Raw genomic sequence first — 19093 nt, forward strand, 5'->3', positions numbered from 1 at the left:
GGCGAGCCGGCAAGCGGTACGTGAGCGCGTTTGTTTTTGCTCGTCATTCCCGCGAAGGCGGGAATCCAGTGACTTTGGGGTTCAGGGATGAAGCAACCCGCGGTCTACATCCTCGCCAGCGCACGCAATGGCACTTTGTACGTTGGTGTAACGAGTGATCTTGTTCAGCGGACTTGGCAGCACAAGGAACACCTGGTCGACGGTTTCGCGGAAAAGCACGGTGTCGAATACCTGGTTTGGTTCGAGCTTCACGCCACCATGGACTCGGCGATCACCCGCGAGAAGCAGATCAAGAAGTGGAATAGGGAATGGAAGGTGCGGCTGATTGAAGAAGCCAATCCGTACTGGAATGACCTTTGGTCCCAGATTGTCGGGTAAGAGCAAAGTCGCTGGATTCCCGCCTTCGCGGGAATGACGAGCAAAGGCAACAGCCGCAAAGCAGCAGCGGCAAAGCAGCAGCCACAAAGCAGCAGCGGCAAAGCAGCAACCACAAAGCAGCACTCACAAAAGCAGCACTCACAAAAGCAGCAATCGGATAGAACAGGAAATCCCCAATGGAATACTGGCTTCCCATCATCTGGTTCGGCGTCATCGGCTTTGGCGTGCTGATGTACGTGCTGCTCGACGGCTTCGTGCTCGGGCTCGGCATCCTCGCGCCGTTCGCGGAGGACGAGCACCAGCTCGACCACATGATGAACACGGCCGCGCCGATCTGGGACGGCAACGAAACCTGGCTGGTGCTCGGCGGTGCCGGCCTGCTCGCTGCGTTCCCGAAAGCCTACGCGGTGGTGCTGTCGGCGCTGTACCTGCCGGTGCTGCTGATGCTGATCGCGCTGGTGTTCCGCGGCGTTGCCTTCGAGTTCCGCTTCAAGGCGAATCGCGCGAAGAAGGCCTGGGGCCTGGCCTTCTCGCTCGGCTCGATGTTCGCCGCGTTCGCGCAGGGCGTGATCCTCGGCGCGCTGGTGGAAGGCATGCCGTTGCAGGGCGGCAAGTACATCGGCGGCCAGTTGTTGAACAGCGCATTCGCCTGGTTCAGTCCGTTCTCGATGCTTACGGGCATCGCCGTCGTGTTCGGTTATGCGCTGCTCGGCTCGACCTGGCTGATCCTCAAGACCGAAGGCGGCATGCAGCAGATCGCGCGCACGCTGACGCGGCCGCTGGTGCTGGTCGTCGTTGCGTTCATGGGGCTGGTAAGCGCGTGGCTGCCGTTCCTGGACTCGCGGATCATGGCGCGCTGGTTCGAAGGCGGAAATTTCTGGTGGCTCGCGCCGGTGCCGCTGCTCGCGCTGCTCAACGCGTTCGCGTTGTGGAAGGCCGCGATGCGGCAGGGGCGCGACGCCGCGCCATTCGTGCTGACGCTGTGCTTCTTCGTGCTCGGTTTCGCCGGCCTCGTGCTCGGCATCTGGCCGAACATCGTGCCGCCGTCGATGACGATCTGGGAAGCAGCGTCGCCGCCATCGTCGCAGGGCTTCGTCGCCGTTGGCCTGATCGTGCTGCTGCCGGCGATCCTCGGCTACACGGCATGGTCGTACAGCGTGTTCAAGGGCAAGGTCGCGGCGGACTCCGGCTACCACTGAGTCCTTCGCCGCATCGCGAAAACTCGCGAAAAAAAGCCTGAACACGCGTTTCCCCCGTAGGTGGGGGCGGTTATGCTGTGTGCGTTGTCACGCTGCGAGCCCGCCCCCGAGCGCATGCAAGCCCACGTCTACAAAAGTCTCCGCAAAGCCGACACTTACGTGTACCTCGCTGCCCGCGACGATTTCATGCGCCTGCCCGAACCGCTGCGCGCGCAACTGGGCCGCCTGCAGTTCGTGATGGAAGTGGCGCTGACGCCGGAACGCAGGCTCGCCCGTGAAGATGCCGCCGTGGTGCGCGAGAACCTCGCCATGCGCGGCTTCCACCTGCAATTTCCGCCTACCGTCGAGGATCCGATGACGGAGGATTGGGGCACCGATGCCTGACGCCATTGCGGCGACGCCCGAAGTGCAGTCCGGGACGGAACGAACCCTGGATACGGCGCCGGCCCGCTGGCCGTTGTGGGCAACGCTCGCGGCAGGTGCGCTGCTGACCCTGCTGGCCGGATTCGGCGGTGCGGTCGCGGCGATTGCGGCGATCTTCGCGCAGCCCGCGTTCGCGATCGGGATCGCGCAGCTGCGCGGCCGCCGGATCGCGCCGCGCAGGCTGCTTCGCGAAGGCGGCTGGCTCGCCACGCTGTGGGGCTGTGCATTCCTGGTCGCGCTGGCCGTGGCGTTGTGGCCGTTGTCGGCGCTGCTCGAAGGCGGCTCGCTGATGGCCGCCCTGGGCGTGAGCCTGGTGGCGGGCGTGCTGCTGCTCGGCGTGTGGCGCTTGTGGCCGCTCTGGCACGGGCAGGAAACCGAAGGCGGCCGGCTCACGCGCCACTGGAACGAACTGGGCGAACTCGATGCCGGCGCCTGGCGTGGGCTCGGCGTCGCCGCGATCGTGGTCGGAATGCTGGGCGCGATCATGCTGCTGGCATGGCCCGGATTGCTCGGGGGCATTGCGCGCTGGGTACTGGCCGCATTGCTGGTGCCGGTAGCGCCGTTGCTGCACTGGTTGCTGCAGCGGGTTGCGCCTGCCGATGCGCTACCTGAAGCCGACATCGCATTCGAAACCGACGCCGGAGCCGCCACCGAACTGCCGCTGTCCGGCATCCCGCTGGAGGCCGAGCTCCATGCGGCGGCGCGCGCGGGCCGGGTCGAGCAGGCGCTGCAACTGATCGAGGCGGGCGCCGACGTGCACGCGCCGCCGCCGGCCGACGACCGCGATCAGCGCAGCCTCGCCGTGCTCGCCGCGGTATTGCCGGACCTGCGCCTGCTGCGCGCGCTGATCGCGCAGGGAATCGACCTCAATGCCTCGCACGCCGGCATGACGCCGTTGCTCGCGGCGACGCGCGACAGCTGGCACGGCCGTCCGGACGCGGTGATGACCCTGCTCGCCAACGGCGCCGACCCGCGTGCGGTCGACTTCGATGGCAACACCGCGCTGCACCACGCCGCGCGCAGCTCCGATCCGGGTGTCGCCGCGTTGCTGCGCGATGCCGCCGCTGAAGTCGATGCATTGAACGCCGATGGACTTTCGCCGCTTGGCGTCGCCTGCGCCGCGGGCAACTGGCGCCTGGCGAAATTCCTGCTCGAACGCGGCGCGAAACCCGAGCCGCGCGGCGGCCAGCCCGCGCTGCTCGCCGCGGCGGCCACCGAAGAAGACGATCCGGCCGGTGTGCAGTTGCTGCTCAAGCAGAAGGCAAAGGTCGACGCCCGCGACGCGCAGGGCCGCACCGCGCTGCACGAAGCCGCCTTCGCCGGTCATGTCGAGATCGCCCAGGTGCTGCTCGGCGCGGGGGCCGATCCGGCCGCCACCGATCGGCTCGCGCGCACGCCCGTACTCGAGGCGGCGCGGGGTGGACGCCTTGCCGTGCTCGAATGCCTGCTTACGCAATTGTCCGGCTCGTCCAGGAGCGGGGGCGGCGTCAACGAAGCCGCCGCTGTCGACGCGCACGGCCGCGGCGCGCTGATGCTCGCGGCGATGTCCGAGAACGCAACGCCGGCACTGATCGAACGCCTGCTCTCGCTGGGCGTGGATCCGGACACACGCGATTTCGATGACAAGCGCGCGATCGATCGCGCCGCCGAAGCAGGGCGTTGGGCCTTGGTAGCCGCGCTCGATCGCGCCTATCCGGTGCCGTCCGCGGTGAGCGATGCGGCGGAACTCGACGCTCTCCTTCCCGATCGCGCGCCTGCGGCGTTGCTGCGCGAAGGCCTGCACGAACGCCGTGGCGCCGAACTCGGCGGCCTCGCGCAACTGCTCAGCCCGGCCGAACTGGGCGCATTGCTGCACGACAACGGCACCCATGACGGCAGGCCCGGCCCGGGTGCCGAACAGGTCGAGCGCCTGCTCGCGTGGGGCGCGGACCCCGGCGTGCGCGATGGCAATGGCGACACCCCGTTCTTCGCGCTGCTTACGCGCGGTCCGTCGGCGTTGCCCGCCTTGCAGGCGATGCTGCGTCGTGGCGTTTCGCCAGCCGGCGCTGGCGGCCTCGCGCGTTTCCTCGCGGCGTGTTCGGCGAGCGAACAGGCGGCGCGCGGGCTGGAATACTTCGCCCTCGAACTGCTCGAACGCGGTGCCGATCCGTTCGCGGCCTCACCCGCCGGCGATCCACCGCTCGCACTCGCGGTGCGCCTGGGCTGGTCGCGCCTGGTCGACCGCCTGCTCGCTGTCGGCGTGAGCCTGGATGGCCGTGACAGCCACGGCATGAGCGCGCTGCACCTCGCCGCCGCACTCGGTCGCGAGGCAATGCTGAGGAAACTCGTCGCGTACGGCGCCGCCCCCGATCTGTTGGCCGCCGATGGACAGACGCCGTTGGGGGTCGCGTTGTCGTCGGGCCGCCGCGACCTCGCCGACTGGCTTGACTGGCGCGGCTGGCCGCTGCCGCGACGTCCATTGCGTGCGCAGGATGTGCCGGCCGCGGCGATCGTCGGCGATGCCGATGCGGTGCGCCGCCTGCTCGACCTCGGCCTGCCGGTCGATGCCGCCGACAACCAGGGTTGCAGCGCGCTGCTGCGCGCGGCCGGTGGGGGCCACCGCGCGGTCGTCGACCTGCTGCTCGCGCGCGGTGCCGATCCGCAACTCGCCGCCAATTCCGGCGCCACGCCGCTGTCGGCGGCGGTGAGCATGCGCCATGCTGAAGTCGTCGATCGCCTGATCGCGGCCGGCGTATCGCTGGAACAGCGCCTGCCGGGTGATCTCACCGTACTGATGGTCGCGTGCGCGCTCGGCCTGCCCGACATGGCCGCACGCCTGCTCTCGGCCGGGGCCGACGTACACGCTCTCGACGCGCAGGGCCGCACCGCGCTGCATTGCGCGGCGATGTTCGGCTTCACCGCCCGCGAACGCGCGCGCCTGGTAGCGCTGCTCGACACGCTGCTGCTCGCGGGCGCCGAACCCGACCTGCCCGCGGCAGGCGCAACGCCGCTGCTGCTGGTGTTGGGTGCGCGTGCGGAGCCCGGCTCGGCCGCCGATGAGGACGTGCTGATCGCCGGGCTCGACCAGCTGCTCGACCACGACGTGCGCCTCGACGTGCAGGATCCGCGCGGTTTCGGCCCGTTGCACCTCGCCGCATTGCACGGACTGATGCGCGTCGTGCACAAGCTGCTGCGCGCCGGCGCGGACCCCGGCCAGCGCGACACGCTCAACCGCACCCCGCGCGAGATCGCGGTGATGCGCGGCTTCGTCGACATCGCCGCGGAACTGGCGCCGACGCCGGCACCGCCGGGATCGGATGTGTCGATGGCGCGCTTCCTGCGCGATCGTTGATCGCACCCGCTTCGTGGCGCGAAGCAGGCTTTACCCTGCGAAGCAGCGATCAGCTCAGCTCGCTTCCGGTTCCACCGGGCTGCTCGCGGCGATCTCGCCGAGCACGCCCTCGCCCGCATCGGCGGCGAACAGGTCTTCCAGCTCGCGCCGCGCATCCTGCACGGTCTGCAGCAGCGCGTCCTCGTCGTCGTGGACTGCGTACTGCGCGCGCAGCAGGCGTACGTCGTGGTCGTGGAACTTCCTGACGTGATCGCGCGCGGTGTCGGATTCGATGCCGAGTTCGATGAGCACCTTTTCGCCCATCTTCAGACTGGAATAAAACGTCTCGCGGATCACCTTCGCGCCGAGCGCCATCAGGTCCCATGCGTGGCGGCGGTCGCGTGCACGTGCATAGACGGTGGCTTCCGGATACAGGCGGCGGATGGTTTCGACGGTACGCGTGGAGCGCTCCTGGTCATCGATGGCGATCACGAACACCTTCACGTGCCGCGCGCCGGCCGAGCGCAGGAGTTCGGGTTTCGCGGGATCGCCGTAATAGATCAGGTTGCCGAAGCGACGTGAGAAGTCGACCTGTTCGATATTGTTCTCGATCGCGATGAAGGGCGTGCGGTGCGCGGCCAGCAGGCGCGCCACCACCTGGCCGAAGCGGCCGAAGCCGGCGATGAGCACCTGCGGGTGACCGTCGGGAATCGCGTCGAAGGCGCGCTTCGCTTTCGCGGGCGGATGCGCGGAGAGCAGGCGCGACACCGCGATGACGAGCACGGGCGTGAGTGCCATCGACACGCCCACCGCGGCGACGAGGCGGTCGCGCAATGCGTTGTCGAACACGCCGGCCTTCACCGCTTCGCCGAAGATCACGAAGGCGAATTCGCCGCCCAGTGCGAGCACCGCCGCCAGCTGCAGGGATTCGCGTTTGTTCAGGCCGCCCGGCCCCAATCCGACTGCGACGAGCAGCAGGAACTTGATCGCCATGAAGCCGAGCACGATCGATGCGATCAGCAGGGGTTCGGCAAGCACGCGCTGCAGGTCGATGCTCATGCCGACGGCCATGAAGAACAGGCCGAGCAGCAGGCCCTTGAACGGATCGACCTGCGATTCCAGTTCGTGCCGGTATTCGGAATCGGCCAGCAGCACGCCGGCGAGGAACGCACCCAGGCCCGCGGACAATCCGGCGAGCTGCATCACCCACGCAGCGCCGAGGACCGTCAGCAGTGCGGCGCCGGTGAATACCTCCGGCATCTGCGTGCGCGCGACGACGCGGAACAGATGGCGCAGCACGATCCGGCCGCCGAGCACCACGACCGCTATCGCGACCACCGCCTTCAGCACCGCGAGTCCGATCGGTTCACTGGCCTGCGCCTGCGCATGGCCGAGCAGCGGAATCGCGGCAAGCAACGGGATCGCCGCGAGATCCTGGAACAGCAGGATCGCGAACGCGAGCCGGCCATGTTCGCTGGTCAGCATCTTGCGTTCGGACAGCAGCTGCAAACCCACCGCCGTCGAAGACAGCGCAAGGCCGCCGCCCGCCACCAGCGCCGTTTTCCAGCCGACACCGTCCTGCAGCGTCGCGTCGCCCAGCAAGGTGGCGCCGAGCATCGCCACCACCATCAGCGCGATTGTCGACAACAGCACCTGCGCGCCGCCGGCGCCGAATACCGGTTTGCGCATTACCCGCAGGCGCGACGGCGAGAGTTCCAGGCCGATGACGAACAGCATCATCACCACGCCGATCTCCGATGCCGTCAGCACGCGGTCGGCGTTGCGGATCACCGCGATGCCGTGCGGCCCCAGCGCGACTCCCGCGGCGAGATAACCCAACACCGCACCCAGGCCGAAGCGCCGGAACACCGGCACCGCGATCACCGCGGCAAGCAGAAAGACCAGGGCAAGTTCCAGACCGCTATCGCCGTGCATTGCGCACCTCCATTGCGGTGATTATGCCGCTGCGGTGCGGTTATGCTCCGCGCGTTGTTACTGACATGGAACGAGGGACGTCATGAACATCCGCAATGGAGTCGCAACTTTCGCCGCTATCGCCGCATTGCTTGCCAGCGCAGGCGTCGCGGCCTTCGGGGGCGGTCCGGCGGCGGTGCGCAAGCAGGTCGAGGCCAGCATGCTGGTCACCGGCAAGATCGACGTGGACAGCGACGGAGCGGTGTCCGGCTTCTCGCTGGACCGGCAGGAAAAACTGCCGCCCGGCGTGGTCGAACTGCTTGGCAAGTCCGTCCCCACCTGGAAATTCGAGCCTGTGCTGATGAATGGCAAGCCGGCCAACGTCAGGACCACGATGAACATCCGCCTGGTCGCCAGGAAGCTTGATGACACCAGCTACAGCATCGAGATACGCAGTGCCGGGTTCGGCAATCCATCCGACAGGACGGCCGAGCGTGCGCGAGGGCAGAAGCTCACGCCACCGGGCTATCCGGAGAGCGCGGTCGCATCCGGCGTGGCCGGCACGGTCTACCTGCTGGTGCGCGCGGCGCGCGATGGCACGGTCACCGACGTGATTGCCGAACAGGTGAACCTGAAGGTGGTTGCGAGCGAAAACGTCATGGAGCAGTGGCGTCGCGTGTTCGAAAAGGCTTCCGTGCGTCAGGCGAAGCGATGGAAGTTCAGCCCGCCGACTGAAGGGGAGAAAGCCAGCGCGGACTATTTCGTGATGCGCGTACCCGTGGTGTTTTCGCTGGACGGTCCGAGCCGGGCCGATGTTTATGGCCGGTGGGAAGCCTATGTCCCCGGCCCACGACATGCCGACCCGTGGGAAGCGGCCACGGAAGGCATCGGTTTCAGCCCCGATACCCTCGCTCCCGGTGATGCCTACCGTGCGGGCTCAGGGCTGAAGTTAGTGACGGAGCTTTCCGGAACCTGAGGAGCGCAAGAGGTCTGCTTCGATCCATTGGCCAGGGCTTGAGCCGCGAACTGCGGCTCGCGGAGCCGGAGCGTATTCACGATCCTGATGGTGCCCGATCCGATCACGCCGGACCCGGACATCCCGGCGGACAACAGAACAATGCATGATGCAGGCCCCGCGCCGCACTCCGGCCACGATCACTTCGCGTCATGCAACCCAACGGCCTGAGCTTCCACCATCCCATCGCCTTCTGGTTCGGCTGCGCGCTGATCGTCGCGGGCGTGTTTTCGCATGCGCCGATGTTCCTGATGGGGCAGTACACGCACTGGCAGATGGTGGGCATGCCGATGGACCACTGGATGCTCATGGGCATGGCGGCGATCCCGATCGGCCTGGGTTTCGCGGCTTACGGGCTGATGCCGCGGCTCGCGCTGATGAAGCGGGCGCTGCATGGCGAAGGGCGCCATCTGCATTTCCATATCGCCGACGGCGTCGGGCTCAACATCGAACACTGGAAGCTGGTCGCCGTGCTCGTCGCGGCGCTGGCGGTGGACGTGATGAAACCGGCGACCCTCGGCTTCGTCATGCCCGGCATGAGTTCGGAATACGGCATCACCAAGCCGACCGCGAGCCTGCTCGCACTGGTCGCGCTCACCGGCACCACGGTGGGCTCGGTATTGTGGGGGCGCGTCGCCGACAGCTTCGGCCGTCGCGCGGCGATCCTGCTGGGCGCGCTGATGTTCATGGGCACGGCGATCTGTGGCGCGATGCCAAGCTTCGGCTGGAACCTGGCGATGTGCTTCCTGATGGGCGCGTCCGCTGGCGGCCTGCTGCCGATCACCTTCACCCTGATGGCCGAAACCGTGCCCGCCGCGCATCGTGGCTGGCTGCTGGTCGCCCTCGGCGGGATCGGCACTTCGGCGGGTTATCTACTCGCCGCGGGCGCAGCGGCCACGCTCGAACCGATGTTCAGCTGGCGCGTGCTGTGGCTGCTCGGCCTGCCGACCGGCGCGATCATCCTCGTGCTGTACCGCTTCATTCCCGAATCGCCGCGCTTCCTGTCGAACATGGGGCTCCAGCACCAGGCGCGCGCGGTGCTGATGAAGTTCACAGGCAAGTCGTTTTCCGGCAACGCGGCCGATGCGATCGAGCCCGACGACCGCGAACATCCGGGCGCGCCGAAGATCGACGATGCCCACCCGGTTATCGGAACGCGTCAGCTGTTGCGCGGCCGCCACGCGCCGATCACCTGGGGCCTGCTCGTGTGCGGCATGGCGTGGGGGCTGGCGAACTTCGGCTTCCTGCTGTGGCTACCGGTCAACCTCACCGAACTCGGCGTCGATCCCAAGCTCGCCAGCCGCCTGCTGGCGAAGTCGGCGATCTACGCGCTGCCCGGCATTGCCGTGGTGATCTGGCTGTACCACCACTGGAGCAGCTTCAAGTCACTGGTGGTGTTCATTGGCTTGACCACGGTGTCGCTGCTCGCGTTCTTCCTGATGGGCGCGTTGCAGCTGCGTTCGGAAGTCCTGACCGTCGCGGCGACGGCGTCGCTGCTGATCAGCATCAGCGGCGTGATCGCGATGCTGATTCCGTACGCCGCCGAGATCTATCCCGTGCACCTGCGCGGCACGGGTTCGGGCGTGATCGCGGCGAGCTCGAAGTTCGGCGGCATCCTCGGCGCGGGCCTGGGCGTGATGGGCTTCTTCAGCCATTTCGCATGGTCGGCGTTGCTGATCGCGGTGCCGATGGCGGTATCCGGCGTGATGCTGCTGCGCAGTGGCATCGAGACGCGTGGGCATCGCCTCGAAGACATCCAGGACGCGCTGTCGCATCCGTAAAAGCGGACTGCTGCCGTTTGCGTAGCGCCGGGCCTTCGGGTGCCTGCTTCCGTGCGCCTTACGCCGCACCGCGCAGTAGCGGCAGAGCGGCGTTACAGATGACCAACGGAAAGAGCCCATCGCGCACGCAATCGTATGCAAAGGCTTCCTGAACGTCCGGGGGATTAGACTCCGGGGACATCCCCACCCCGTCCCACGATGCCCAACCCTGCTTCCCTGCTGGTGATCTTCGGCGCGACCGGCGACCTGGCCCAGCGCATGCTGTTTCCCTCGCTGTACGGCCTCGAGGCCGACGGCCTGTGCACGCCGGCCATGCGCATCCTGGGCACCGGCCGCACCGACATCGATGCCGACGGTTTCCGCGCGCAGATCGGCGACGCGATCCGCCGCAACGTGCCCAGTGGCGAGTGCAACGAAGCCACGCTGCAGGCACTGCTGGACCGCATCGACTACTTCGCCGCGGACACCAACGACGAAGCCTCGTTGCAGCAACTGGGCGAACGCATCCGCGTGCTGCGCGAAGGCGGCGACGTCGTGTACCACCTCAGCACCGCGCCGCGCTTCTATGCGCCGATCTGCGAAGCGCTCGGCCGCATGGACCTTGGGGGCCCCGGCACGCGCGTGCTGCTGGAAAAGCCGATCGGCCACGACCTCGCCAGCGCGATCGCGATCAACGACGGCGTGACCCGCGTCTTCGACGAAGAACGCGTGTTCCGCGTCGACCATTACCTCGGCAAGGAAGGCGTGCAGAACCTGCTCGCCCTGCGCTTCGGCAACGCGCTGTTCGAACCGCTGTGGAACGCGCGCCACATCCAGCACGTGCAGATCACCGTGGCGGAAACCGTCGGCGTCGAAGGCCGCGGCGATTACTACGACCACTCCGGCGCGATGCGCGACATGCTGCAGAACCACATGCTGCAGCTGCTGTGCCTCACTGCCATGGAACCGCCCGCTCGCTTCGAACCGTCCGCGGTACGCAACGAGAAGATCAAGGTGCTGCGTTCGCTGCGCCGCATCGGCCGCGAGGATGTGGTCACCGAAACCGTCGCCGGGCAATACACCTCCGGCGCGGTGGACGGAAAAGTGGTGCCCGGCTACCTCGAGGAACTGGGCCGGGCCAGCCGCACCGAAACCTTCGTCGCGCTGCGCGCGCATGTCGACAACTGGCGCTGGTCGGGCGTGCCGTTCTACCTGCGCACCGGCAAGCGCATGCCCCGCCGCAGCACCGAGATCCACCTGCAGTTCCGCGCCGTGCCGCATTCGATCTTCCCCGGCGCGCTCGCGCAGCCCAACGCGCTCACCATCCGCCTGCAGCCGGAAGAACGCATCGAACTGAAGCTGATGAGCAAGACGCCGGGCCTCGATCGCTCGGGCCTCAAGCTGTCGGAAGTCGAGCTCGACCTCGACATGCACGAGGAATTCGCCACGTTCCGCCGCCGCCCCGCGTACGAACGCCTGTATCTCGATGCGATCGAAGGCAACAACACGCTGTTCGTGCGCCGCGACGAAACCGAAGCCGCGTGGGAATGGATCGACGCGATCTTCGACGGCTGGCGCCACGCCAACATCACGCCCCGGCCGTACCCTGCGGGTACCTGGGGCCCGGCCGCGGCGGTCGCGATGGCCGAACGGCACGGGCACAGCTGGCGTGACTGATGTCCTTCGACCTTGCGCCTGCGGCGCTACGCTCGGGATGAGCGGGGAAGGGACCTTGGCAGGAGTCCGCTGATGGCCTGGACCGAACATGTTTACGTCGATGCCGACGCACTCGCGGCGGCACTCTCGGCGCGCCTGGAAAACATCGTGCGCGAAGCCATCGCGGAACGCGGCCAGGCCATGCTCGTGCTTGCCGGCGGACGCACGCCGTTTCCCGCGTATCGCGCGCTGGCCTCGCGCGACGTCGACTGGAGCCGCGTCGTGCTGATGCCGACCGACGAGCGCTGCGTGCCGCACGACCATCCGGCGTGCAACCTGCGGGAAATGCGGAGTGCATTCGCGCAGGCGGAGGGCGTTCGCTTCGCATCGTTGACGACGGAGGACGGCGACCCCGATCGCTCCGGAACGCAGGCGCGCGCGATGCTTTCCCGACACGCAGCCGACTTCGATGCCGTCGTGCTGGGAATGGGCAACGATGCGCATACCGCTTCGCTGTTTCCCGGCGCGGTGGACCTCGCGGCCGCACTCGATCCGCAGGGTGCCGGGGATGCCTGCCGCATCGATCCGCAACCGCTGCCGCCCGAAGCGCCGTTCCCGCGCGTCACCCTGACCGCTGCGCGCCTGTTGCGCGCACGCAGTCTCCACCTCGCCATCACCGGCGAAGGCAAGCACGCCATGCTGCGTGAAGCGCAGGCATCGCAGGACGCATTGCGGTATCCGGTTGCCGCCATCCTGCATGCGCCTGGCGCCGACGTGCACATCCACTGGAGCGAATGATGTCCCTGCACCCCGCCATCGAACGCGTGACCCAACGCATCGCGGACAGGAGTGGCCGTACGCGTGGCGATTACCTCGCGCGCATGGACGCGGCGCGCGAAACGTCGCCCGCCCGTACGCGACTGAGCTGCGGCAACCTCGCCCACGGCTTTGCCGCGTCGGGCGATGACAAGGCGCACCTGCGCGGTACCCGCGGCGCGAACATCGGCATCGTCACCGCGTTCAACGACATGCTTTCGGCCCACCAGCCGTACGAGCAGTTCCCGACCCTGATCCGCATGGCCGCGCGCAATGCCGGCGGCAGCGCGCAGGTCGCCGGTGGCGTGCCCGCGATGTGCGATGGCGTGACCCAGGGCCAGGTCGGCATGGAGCTGTCGCTGTTCTCGCGCGACACCATTGCGCTGGGCACCGCCGTCGCGTTGTCGCACGACATGTTCGACGCGGTCCTGTGCCTGGGCATCTGCGACAAGATCGTGCCGGGCCTGCTGATCGGCGCATTGAGCTTCGGCCACCTGCCGGTGGTGATGATTCCCGGCGGACCGATGCCGAGCGGCCTGCCGAACAAGGAGAAGGCCGCGGTACGCCAGCGCTACGCCGAAGGCAAGGCGACACGCGACGAGTTGCTGGAAGCCGAAGCGGCCTCGTACCACGCACCGGGAACGTGCACGTTCTATGGCACGGCGAATTCCAACCAGATGATGATGGAAGCGATGGGCCTGCACATGCCGGGCAGCGCCTTCGTCCATCCCTACACCGCGCTGCGCGACGCGCTCACCGTCGCCGCGACCGAACAGGTACTGCGCATCACCGCGCTCGGTGACGACGGCACATCCGATAACTACCGGCCGATGGCGCGCACCGTCGACGAGAAATCGATCGTCAACGCGCTGGTCGCGCTTGCCGCAACCGGCGGTTCCACCAACCACGCGATCCACATGGTTGCGGTCGCGCGTGCGGCCGGGATCCTTTTCGACTGGGATGATCTCGATGAGCTGTCGCGGGTGACGCCGTTGCTTGCGCGCGTCTATCCGAACGGCAGCGCCGACGTGAACGGTTTCCAGGAGGCCGGCGGCACCGGGTTCGTGATCCGTGAACTGCTCGACGCGGGCCTGATGCACAACGACATCCTGTGCGTGCACGGTGGCGACCTGCGCCAGCAGACGCTTGAACCCTATCTCGACGGCACGCAGCTGCGCTGGCGCGAACCGCCACGGGTCACGCGCGATCCGACCATCGTGCGGCCCGTTGCCGAGCCGTTCGACAGCGAAGGCGGCCTGCGCCGCCTGCAGGGCAACCTCGGTCGCGCGGTCGCGAAGATCTCCGCGGTCGCGCCGGAGTTCCGCCGGATCACCGCGCCCGCGAAGGTCTTCGATGCGCAGGACGCTTTGCTCGATGCCTTCAAGGCAGGCCAGCTCGAAGGCGATTTCGTCGCCGTCATCCGTGGCCAGGGACCGCGTGCCAACGGCATGCCGGAACTGCACAAGCTCACGCCGACGCTCTCGCTGCTGCAGGATCGCGGCCAGCGCATCGCGTTGCTGACCGATGGCCGCATGTCGGGCGCGTCGGGCAAGGTGCTCGCGGCGATCCACGTGTCGCCGGAAGCCGCCGATGCCGGCGCGATCGCGCGGATCCGCGACGGCGATGCGATCCGTATCGACGCGGACGCCGGCACGATGGATGCGCTGGTCGACATCAACGAGTGGAATGCGCGCGCGCCGGAACTCGCGCCGCTGCAGCCCAATCGCACCGGCCTGGGGCGCGAGCTGTTCGCATTGATGCGTACCCAGGTCGGCACCGCCGAGCAGGGCGGATGCAGCCTGTTCGTGACGGAGACGCCATGACGACGCCTGATGGTTCGCAGCGCGAGCTTGCACTGATCGCCGATGTCGGCGGCACCAACGCGCGCTTTGCCCTGACCGACCCGGTGACGCCCGCGCCGGAGATCATCGAGCCGCGTTCGCTGGTCAACGCGAAGTTCGCGAGCCTGCAGCACGCAGCCGAACACTATCTCGCCGAAGTCGGCGCGAAGCCGCGCAGCGCCGCGATCGCCGTCGCGTCGCCGGTGCATGGCGACGAGATCCGCCTGACCAATCGCGCATGGTCGTTCACGCGCGCCGAACTCAGGCAGGCGCTGAACCTGGATCACCTCGCGGTGATCAACGATTTCGGCGCGGTGTCGTGGGCCGTGCCCGCGCTGCAGCCCGGCGAATACGTCACCCTGCATGGCGCCGACGACGCACCGTTGCGTGGCCCGGTCACGGTGATGGGTCCGGGTACGGGATTGGGCGTCGGGCTGCTGGTCGGCGACGAAAAGCGCAGCTGGGAAGTCATCGAGACCGAAGGCGGGCATGTCAGTTTCGCGCCGCTCGGCGACGAGGAACTGATGATCTCCCGCTGGCTCACCGCGCGTTTCGGCCGCGCATCGACCGAACGCGTGCTGTGCGGCGCCGGCCTCTCGCACATCGACGCGGTGCTCGGCAGCAATGGCAATGCCCCGAACGATGTCGCGTTGCGCGATCCCGCCGACATCGTGAAGGCGGCGCTGGAAGGCCACGACGTCGCCGCACGGCGCGCACTCGCGCGCTTCTGCGCGGTGCTCGGCAGCGTGTGCGGCGACGCCGCGCTGATCCATGGGGCGCGCACGGTGATGATCGCCGGCGGCATGGTGCCGCGCTTCATTCCGTTCCTGCGCAGCAGCGCGTTCCGCGAGCGTTTCCTCGCCAAGGGCCGCTTCGCCTCCTATCTCGAATCGGTGACGATCCGCGTCATCACCCACGCCAATCCCGGCCTGCTCGGCGCGGCCGTTGCCGCCCGCGAGGCCCTCTCGGAGGCAACATCATGAGCACGCCGATGGAACTCCATTCGCAACGCATCGACCAGGTCCTGGCGCGTGCGCCGATCGTGCCGGTGCTCAGCATCAACCGCGTCGAAGACGCGGTGCCGCTGGCGCGCGCACTCGTCGCCGGCGGCCTGCCGGTTCTGGAAGTGACGCTGCGCACCGAAGCGGCGATCGGCGCCATCCGCGCCATCCGCGAGGAAGTGCCCGGCGCCAGCGTCGGTGCGGGTACGGTGCTCAACGCGCGCCATCTCTCGGCGGTCGAAGCCGCGGGCGCGACGTTCGCGATTTCACCCGGCGCCACCGACGCGTTGTACGCGGCGGCGAGTGACTCGCGCATTCCGTTGCTGCCGGGCATTGCCACGGCGAGCGAGCTGATGCATGGACTCGAACTGGGCTACGAGCGCTTCAAGTTCTTCCCGGCCGAATCGAGCGGCGGCATCGCGTCGTTGAAATCCTTCGCCGGCCCGTTCGCGCAGGCGAAGTTCTGCCCCACCGGCGGCATCGATGCCGCGAAGGCGCCCGCGTATCTCGCCCTGCCCAACGTGATCACCGTCGGCGGTTCGTGGATGGTGCCCGCGGATGCAATGGCCTCGGGAGACTGGAGCCGGATCGAGAAGCTGGCGCGCGAAGCCTCCGCACTGCGCAACAGTTGATCGCGCGTTCCGGCGCCGCCTGCCCGCCGTTGCGGTTGAAGTGCGAGCAACCGGCACGGATAAAAAACACGCGCTCCTTGCAGAGCGTTCCGGCTTGCCCGGTTTTTCGCGCCGGTCCGGCCGTTGCGGCCATTCGCGTTCGACCCCAACAGCAATCGCTGTTCGGAGCGCACCGGCCTTTGCCGAGCCACCCGCGCGCCAATAAAAAAGCCCTTGCCTGCGGGAGGAGCAGGCAAGGGCCCAAAGGCAGAGCGAAGGCCCGTTATCAGAACTTGTAGTTCACGCCCAGCAGGTAGGTACGTCCATAAGAGTTGTACGAGGTCGGGCGGTCCGGGAAGCCCGCCTGCGATTCGCGGAACGGTTCGTTCTCCAGGTTGTAGACCTGCAGCAGGAACGAGAGGTTCTGCAGCGGTCCGGACTGGATCTCGTAACCCAGCTGCACGTCGGTGACTTTCTCGCCCTTGAACAGGCGTCCGCGCGACAGGTCGCCGCCAAAGCCGATGACCTGGCTGCGGAAGTCCGAACGGCTACGCTGGCTGACGCGGGCGGAGAAGCCCCAGCGTTCGAAGTACACCGACATGTTCGAAACGTACTTGGACAGGCCCGGCAGCGTCTCGTCGGCGTCGTTCGGGTTTGGCCGGATCGAGCTGGTCACGTCGCTGTAGTTGCCGGTGAAGCCGAAGCCTTCCAGCGGCGCCCAGAACATGTCGAACGGAATCGACAGCGCGACCTCGTAGCCCTTCAGCGTGCCGCCGGTGCCGTTCACCGGCTGGTTGAAGAAGCCCTCGGTCGTCGGCGGCCTTTCCGCGCCCGGCGGAAGGGCATCGTCGATCGGCAACTGGCTGAAATCGAACGGCGTCGACTGGTTGTAGATGTAGCTCTGCAGATCCTTGAAGAACACGCCGGCGGTGAAGAAGCCCGAGCCGTGGAAATACTTCTCGTAGCCCAGGTCGAAGGCATTGGCGATCCACGGCTTCAGCTCCGGATTGCCGCCGCTGCCGGAAAACTCGAGCCGCGTGCCATTGACGTCGCTGACGCGCGCGACGCTGAAGTCCGCGCTGGCCTTCATCTCGTCCATGCGTGGACGGGCCATCTGCCGTCCGAGCGCGAAGCGGATGAAGTTCTCGTTCGGCAACTCCAGCTTCAGGTTCAGGCTCGGCAGGATCTCGGTGTACTTGGCGCCATTGCTCGAGCCGGTACTCACCGCCACGCCGTTGAACATCGCGATACCGCTCGATTGCTGGTCGGCCTGCACCGCCTGCACGCCGAAGTTGCCGCGCAGCGGCGCACCGAGGAAGTCGGTATCGATGTTGGCCTGGATGTAGGCCGTGGCCAGGTCTTCGTCGACTTCCCAGTTCTTGTTGTTGATGTCGCGATGGATGTTCCTGCGTGCGTAATACAGCGGCAGGACCTTGTCCGCATCGACACCGACCAGGCTGCCGCTCGGAATGCCGGGGAAGCCAATGCTCGTGGTCCACAGCGCGTCATCCGGAATCGGCGCGCTGCCCGGAGTGAAGTCGGGGTTGAGATACAGCTGCGCTTCGTCGGCGGCACGGCTCTTCTCGCGCTTGGCGTAGTTGAGGCCGAATTCGAGGCTGCTGACAAAGCCCTTTTCGAAGCTGCGTTCGAAGTCGAGCCGGAGCGAGTTCATCTCGTCCTCGACGGTGAAGTCCTTCAGGTAGCCATCCTGGCCCCAGCTACCCGCGGCGCCGCCACCACCGGTGGTTAGGACCATCGAGCCCGGATCGCCATAGTCGCGGCCGTAGTCGAACTCGTAGTAACCGTCGGGATTCAGGGTGTAGGTCAGCGTGTCGCCGCCTTCCACCGGATACTCGGCATAGACCTCGAGCACGCGCTCCTTGCGCTCGGCGGAGGAGTGGCTGACGTCGGCCGTCATGTTCCACGCTTCGCCGAACTTGAACTCGTTGCGCCAGCCCACCGAGAGCAGCTTGTCGCGCATCGAATGCGATTCGTTCTTGCTGGTGATGAAAGGCAGGTTGGCGAAGGTGACCGAGGTGGCGGTGCCGTCCGGCGCGTCGGTGCGCGACGTCACCGTCGAACCCGCGCGGGCGCTCTCGAGGTTGTGCAGGTCCTCGTCGACGTCGAACTTGGAATAGAACACGTCCAGGGTCGATTCCCAGTTGCCGCCGGGGCGGAACTCGAGCACGCCCATCAGGCCATCGCGCTCGTTCTCACCGATGCGTTCGCCGACGTTCCAGCCGCCGAGGATGCCGTCACCGTCGTAGCCCCAGCTGCCGAAGGTGTGGTTCTGCGAAGGATTGTTGAGGTGCGCGTAGCCCAGCGCCAGGCCGATGGTGTTGTCGGCGAACTGGTCGATGTAGGAAACGCTGTAGCGGTTGCCGTACTTCTTCGAGTCCTCGAGGCGGTTCATGTCGCCGCGCAGGTTCACCGCGATGGTGCGCTTGTCGTAGTCGAGCGGGCGGACGGTGCGCAGGTCGACGGTGCCGGACAGGCCCTGGCCGATGATCGACGCGTTCTGGGTCTTGTAGACCACGGCCGAGCTCATCAGCTCGGAGGGGTACTGGTCGAATTCGACGCCACGGTTCTGGCCCAGGCTGACCTGTTCGCGGCCGTTGAGCGTGGTGGTGGAGAAGTCGCCGGAAAAGCCGCGGATGTGGATTTCCTGGGCGCGGCCACCAAAGCGCTGCGCGCTGAGGCCGGGCAGGCGGGCGATCGAGTCGGCGATCGACACGTCGGGCAGCTTGCCGATGTCTTCGGACGACACCGCTTCGACGATTTCGTTGGATTCCTTCTTGGTGTCGATCGAGCGTTCGATGGCGCCGCGAATACCGGTGACGAGAACCGTGTCCAGCGTCTTGGCATCGCCCTGCTTCGTGTCTTCCTTCTGCGTCGTCTGCGGTTCGGCGGTCTGCGCCTGCGCGCCGGCCGCGAGCATCATCGTGGCCGACGCCAGCGCGACACTCAGCATGTTTCTCTTGAATTGCACCATCACTCCCCCTCCGGAATGAAACTTCTCTCTTGTGTGGTCGTCTGCGGTCCGATTGCGCGGGCCGCGGGCCTTCACGTGCGGACCAAAACGGTGCCGCGAACGTTCGGCGATGGTAGTCCCGGGCGCCGCCGCACAATTTCCCCTGCATACGTATTCATGCAAAAAGCCCCGGAAAAA

General features: G+C 67.2%; 13 protein-coding genes. 11 read left to right on the top strand and 2 right to left on the bottom strand.

Annotated features, from left to right (window positions below; translation table 11 throughout):
* The first annotated feature begins 87 nt into the window (after positions 1–87).
* The 4 genes from ASD14_RS01145 (at position 88) to ASD14_RS01160 (ending at position 5331) form a co-directional block, all read left to right on the top strand.
* Positions 88–378 (top strand): GIY-YIG nuclease family protein, encoded by a 291-nt coding sequence (locus tag ASD14_RS01145; protein ID WP_056127682.1) that lies wholly within the window; start codon positions 88–90, stop codon positions 376–378.
* A 176-nt stretch (positions 379–554) separates the two neighbouring features.
* Positions 555–1577 (top strand): cytochrome d ubiquinol oxidase subunit II, encoded by a 1023-nt coding sequence (gene cydB / locus ASD14_RS01150; RefSeq protein WP_056127685.1) that lies wholly within the window; start codon positions 555–557, stop codon positions 1575–1577.
* A gap of 114 nt (positions 1578–1691) precedes the next feature.
* Complete coding sequence (locus ASD14_RS01155) at positions 1692–1961, top strand: YcgL domain-containing protein (RefSeq protein ID WP_056128804.1); 270 nt, start codon at positions 1692–1694, stop codon at positions 1959–1961.
* A complete protein-coding gene (locus ASD14_RS01160) occupies positions 1954–5331 on the top strand; it encodes an ankyrin repeat domain-containing protein (protein ID WP_082538650.1) in 3378 nt (1125 codons plus the stop codon). Before ASD14_RS01155 ends, ASD14_RS01160 begins: the two co-directional genes overlap by 8 nt.
* 54 nt (positions 5332–5385) lie before the next feature.
* Here the strand turns inward: ASD14_RS01160 and ASD14_RS01165 are convergent, their stop codons facing one another.
* Complete coding sequence (locus tag ASD14_RS01165) at positions 5386–7245, bottom strand: monovalent cation:proton antiporter-2 (CPA2) family protein (RefSeq protein ID WP_056127686.1); 1860 nt, start codon at positions 7243–7245, stop codon at positions 5386–5388.
* 175 nt (positions 7246–7420) lie between these two features.
* Between ASD14_RS01165 and ASD14_RS01170 the strand changes: the two genes are divergently transcribed.
* The 7 genes from ASD14_RS01170 (at position 7421) to ASD14_RS01200 (ending at position 15945) form a co-directional block, all read left to right on the top strand.
* A complete protein-coding gene (locus tag ASD14_RS01170; protein ID WP_235565273.1) occupies positions 7421–8200 on the top strand; it encodes an energy transducer TonB in 780 nt (259 codons plus the stop codon).
* 191 nt (positions 8201–8391) lie between these two features.
* On the top strand, positions 8392–10020 hold the full coding sequence (locus tag ASD14_RS01175) for an MFS transporter (RefSeq protein ID WP_056127693.1): 1629 nt from the start codon (positions 8392–8394) through the stop codon (positions 10018–10020).
* Positions 10021–10218: 198 nt separating this feature from the next.
* Positions 10219–11676 carry a glucose-6-phosphate dehydrogenase gene (gene zwf, locus ASD14_RS01180; RefSeq protein WP_056127695.1) on the top strand — a complete coding sequence of 486 codons (1458 nt, stop codon included), beginning with the start codon at positions 10219–10221 and terminating at the stop codon, positions 11674–11676.
* Positions 11677–11748: 72 nt separating this feature from the next.
* A complete protein-coding gene (pgl, locus tag ASD14_RS01185; RefSeq protein WP_056127699.1) occupies positions 11749–12453 on the top strand; it encodes a 6-phosphogluconolactonase in 705 nt (234 codons plus the stop codon).
* On the top strand, positions 12453–14294 hold the full coding sequence (edd, locus tag ASD14_RS01190) for a phosphogluconate dehydratase (protein ID WP_200946996.1): 1842 nt from the start codon (positions 12453–12455) through the stop codon (positions 14292–14294). The genes pgl and edd overlap by 1 nt, the downstream gene beginning before the upstream one ends.
* The gene (gene glk, locus ASD14_RS01195; protein WP_056127701.1) at positions 14291–15295 is read left to right on the top strand and encodes a glucokinase; all 1005 of its coding nucleotides are present in this window, start codon (positions 14291–14293) and stop codon (positions 15293–15295) included. The genes edd and glk overlap by 4 nt, the downstream gene beginning before the upstream one ends.
* Positions 15292–15945: a bifunctional 4-hydroxy-2-oxoglutarate aldolase/2-dehydro-3-deoxy-phosphogluconate aldolase gene (locus tag ASD14_RS01200; protein ID WP_200946997.1), complete on the top strand. Its 654-nt coding sequence runs from the start codon at positions 15292–15294 to the stop codon at positions 15943–15945. Before glk ends, ASD14_RS01200 begins: the two co-directional genes overlap by 4 nt.
* 265 nt (positions 15946–16210) lie before the next feature.
* Here ASD14_RS01200 and ASD14_RS01205 read toward each other — a convergent pair whose 3' ends face one another.
* Positions 16211–18913: a TonB-dependent receptor gene (locus tag ASD14_RS01205; RefSeq protein WP_162247657.1), complete on the bottom strand. Its 2703-nt coding sequence runs from the start codon at positions 18911–18913 to the stop codon at positions 16211–16213.
* Positions 18914–19093 lie beyond the last annotated feature (180 nt).

It is taken from the genome of Lysobacter sp. Root494, assembly GCF_001427225.1.
GTDB lineage: Bacteria > Pseudomonadota > Gammaproteobacteria > Xanthomonadales > Xanthomonadaceae > Agrilutibacter.

Bases quoted from the DNA above. Each gene is read 5' to 3' on its own strand.
- ASD14_RS01175 (WP_056127693.1), top strand. From the start codon at position 8,392: ATGCAACCCAACGGCCTGAGCTTCCACCATCCCATCGCCTTCTGGTTC.
- edd (WP_200946996.1), top strand. From the start codon at position 12,453: ATGTCCCTGCACCCCGCCATCGAACGCGTGACCCAACGCATCGCGGAC.
- pgl (WP_056127699.1), top strand. From the start codon at position 11,749: ATGGCCTGGACCGAACATGTTTACGTCGATGCCGACGCACTCGCGGCG.
- glk (WP_056127701.1), top strand. From the start codon at position 14,291: ATGACGACGCCTGATGGTTCGCAGCGCGAGCTTGCACTGATCGCCGAT.
- ASD14_RS01145 (WP_056127682.1), top strand. From the start codon at position 88: ATGAAGCAACCCGCGGTCTACATCCTCGCCAGCGCACGCAATGGCACT.
- ASD14_RS01160 (WP_082538650.1), top strand. From the start codon at position 1,954: ATGCCTGACGCCATTGCGGCGACGCCCGAAGTGCAGTCCGGGACGGAA.
- ASD14_RS01200 (WP_200946997.1), top strand. From the start codon at position 15,292: ATGAGCACGCCGATGGAACTCCATTCGCAACGCATCGACCAGGTCCTG.
- cydB (WP_056127685.1), top strand. From the start codon at position 555: ATGGAATACTGGCTTCCCATCATCTGGTTCGGCGTCATCGGCTTTGGC.
- ASD14_RS01165 (WP_056127686.1), bottom strand. From the start codon at position 7,245: ATGCACGGCGATAGCGGTCTGGAACTTGCCCTGGTCTTTCTGCTTGCC.
- ASD14_RS01155 (WP_056128804.1), top strand. From the start codon at position 1,692: ATGCAAGCCCACGTCTACAAAAGTCTCCGCAAAGCCGACACTTACGTG.
- zwf (WP_056127695.1), top strand. From the start codon at position 10,219: ATGCCCAACCCTGCTTCCCTGCTGGTGATCTTCGGCGCGACCGGCGAC.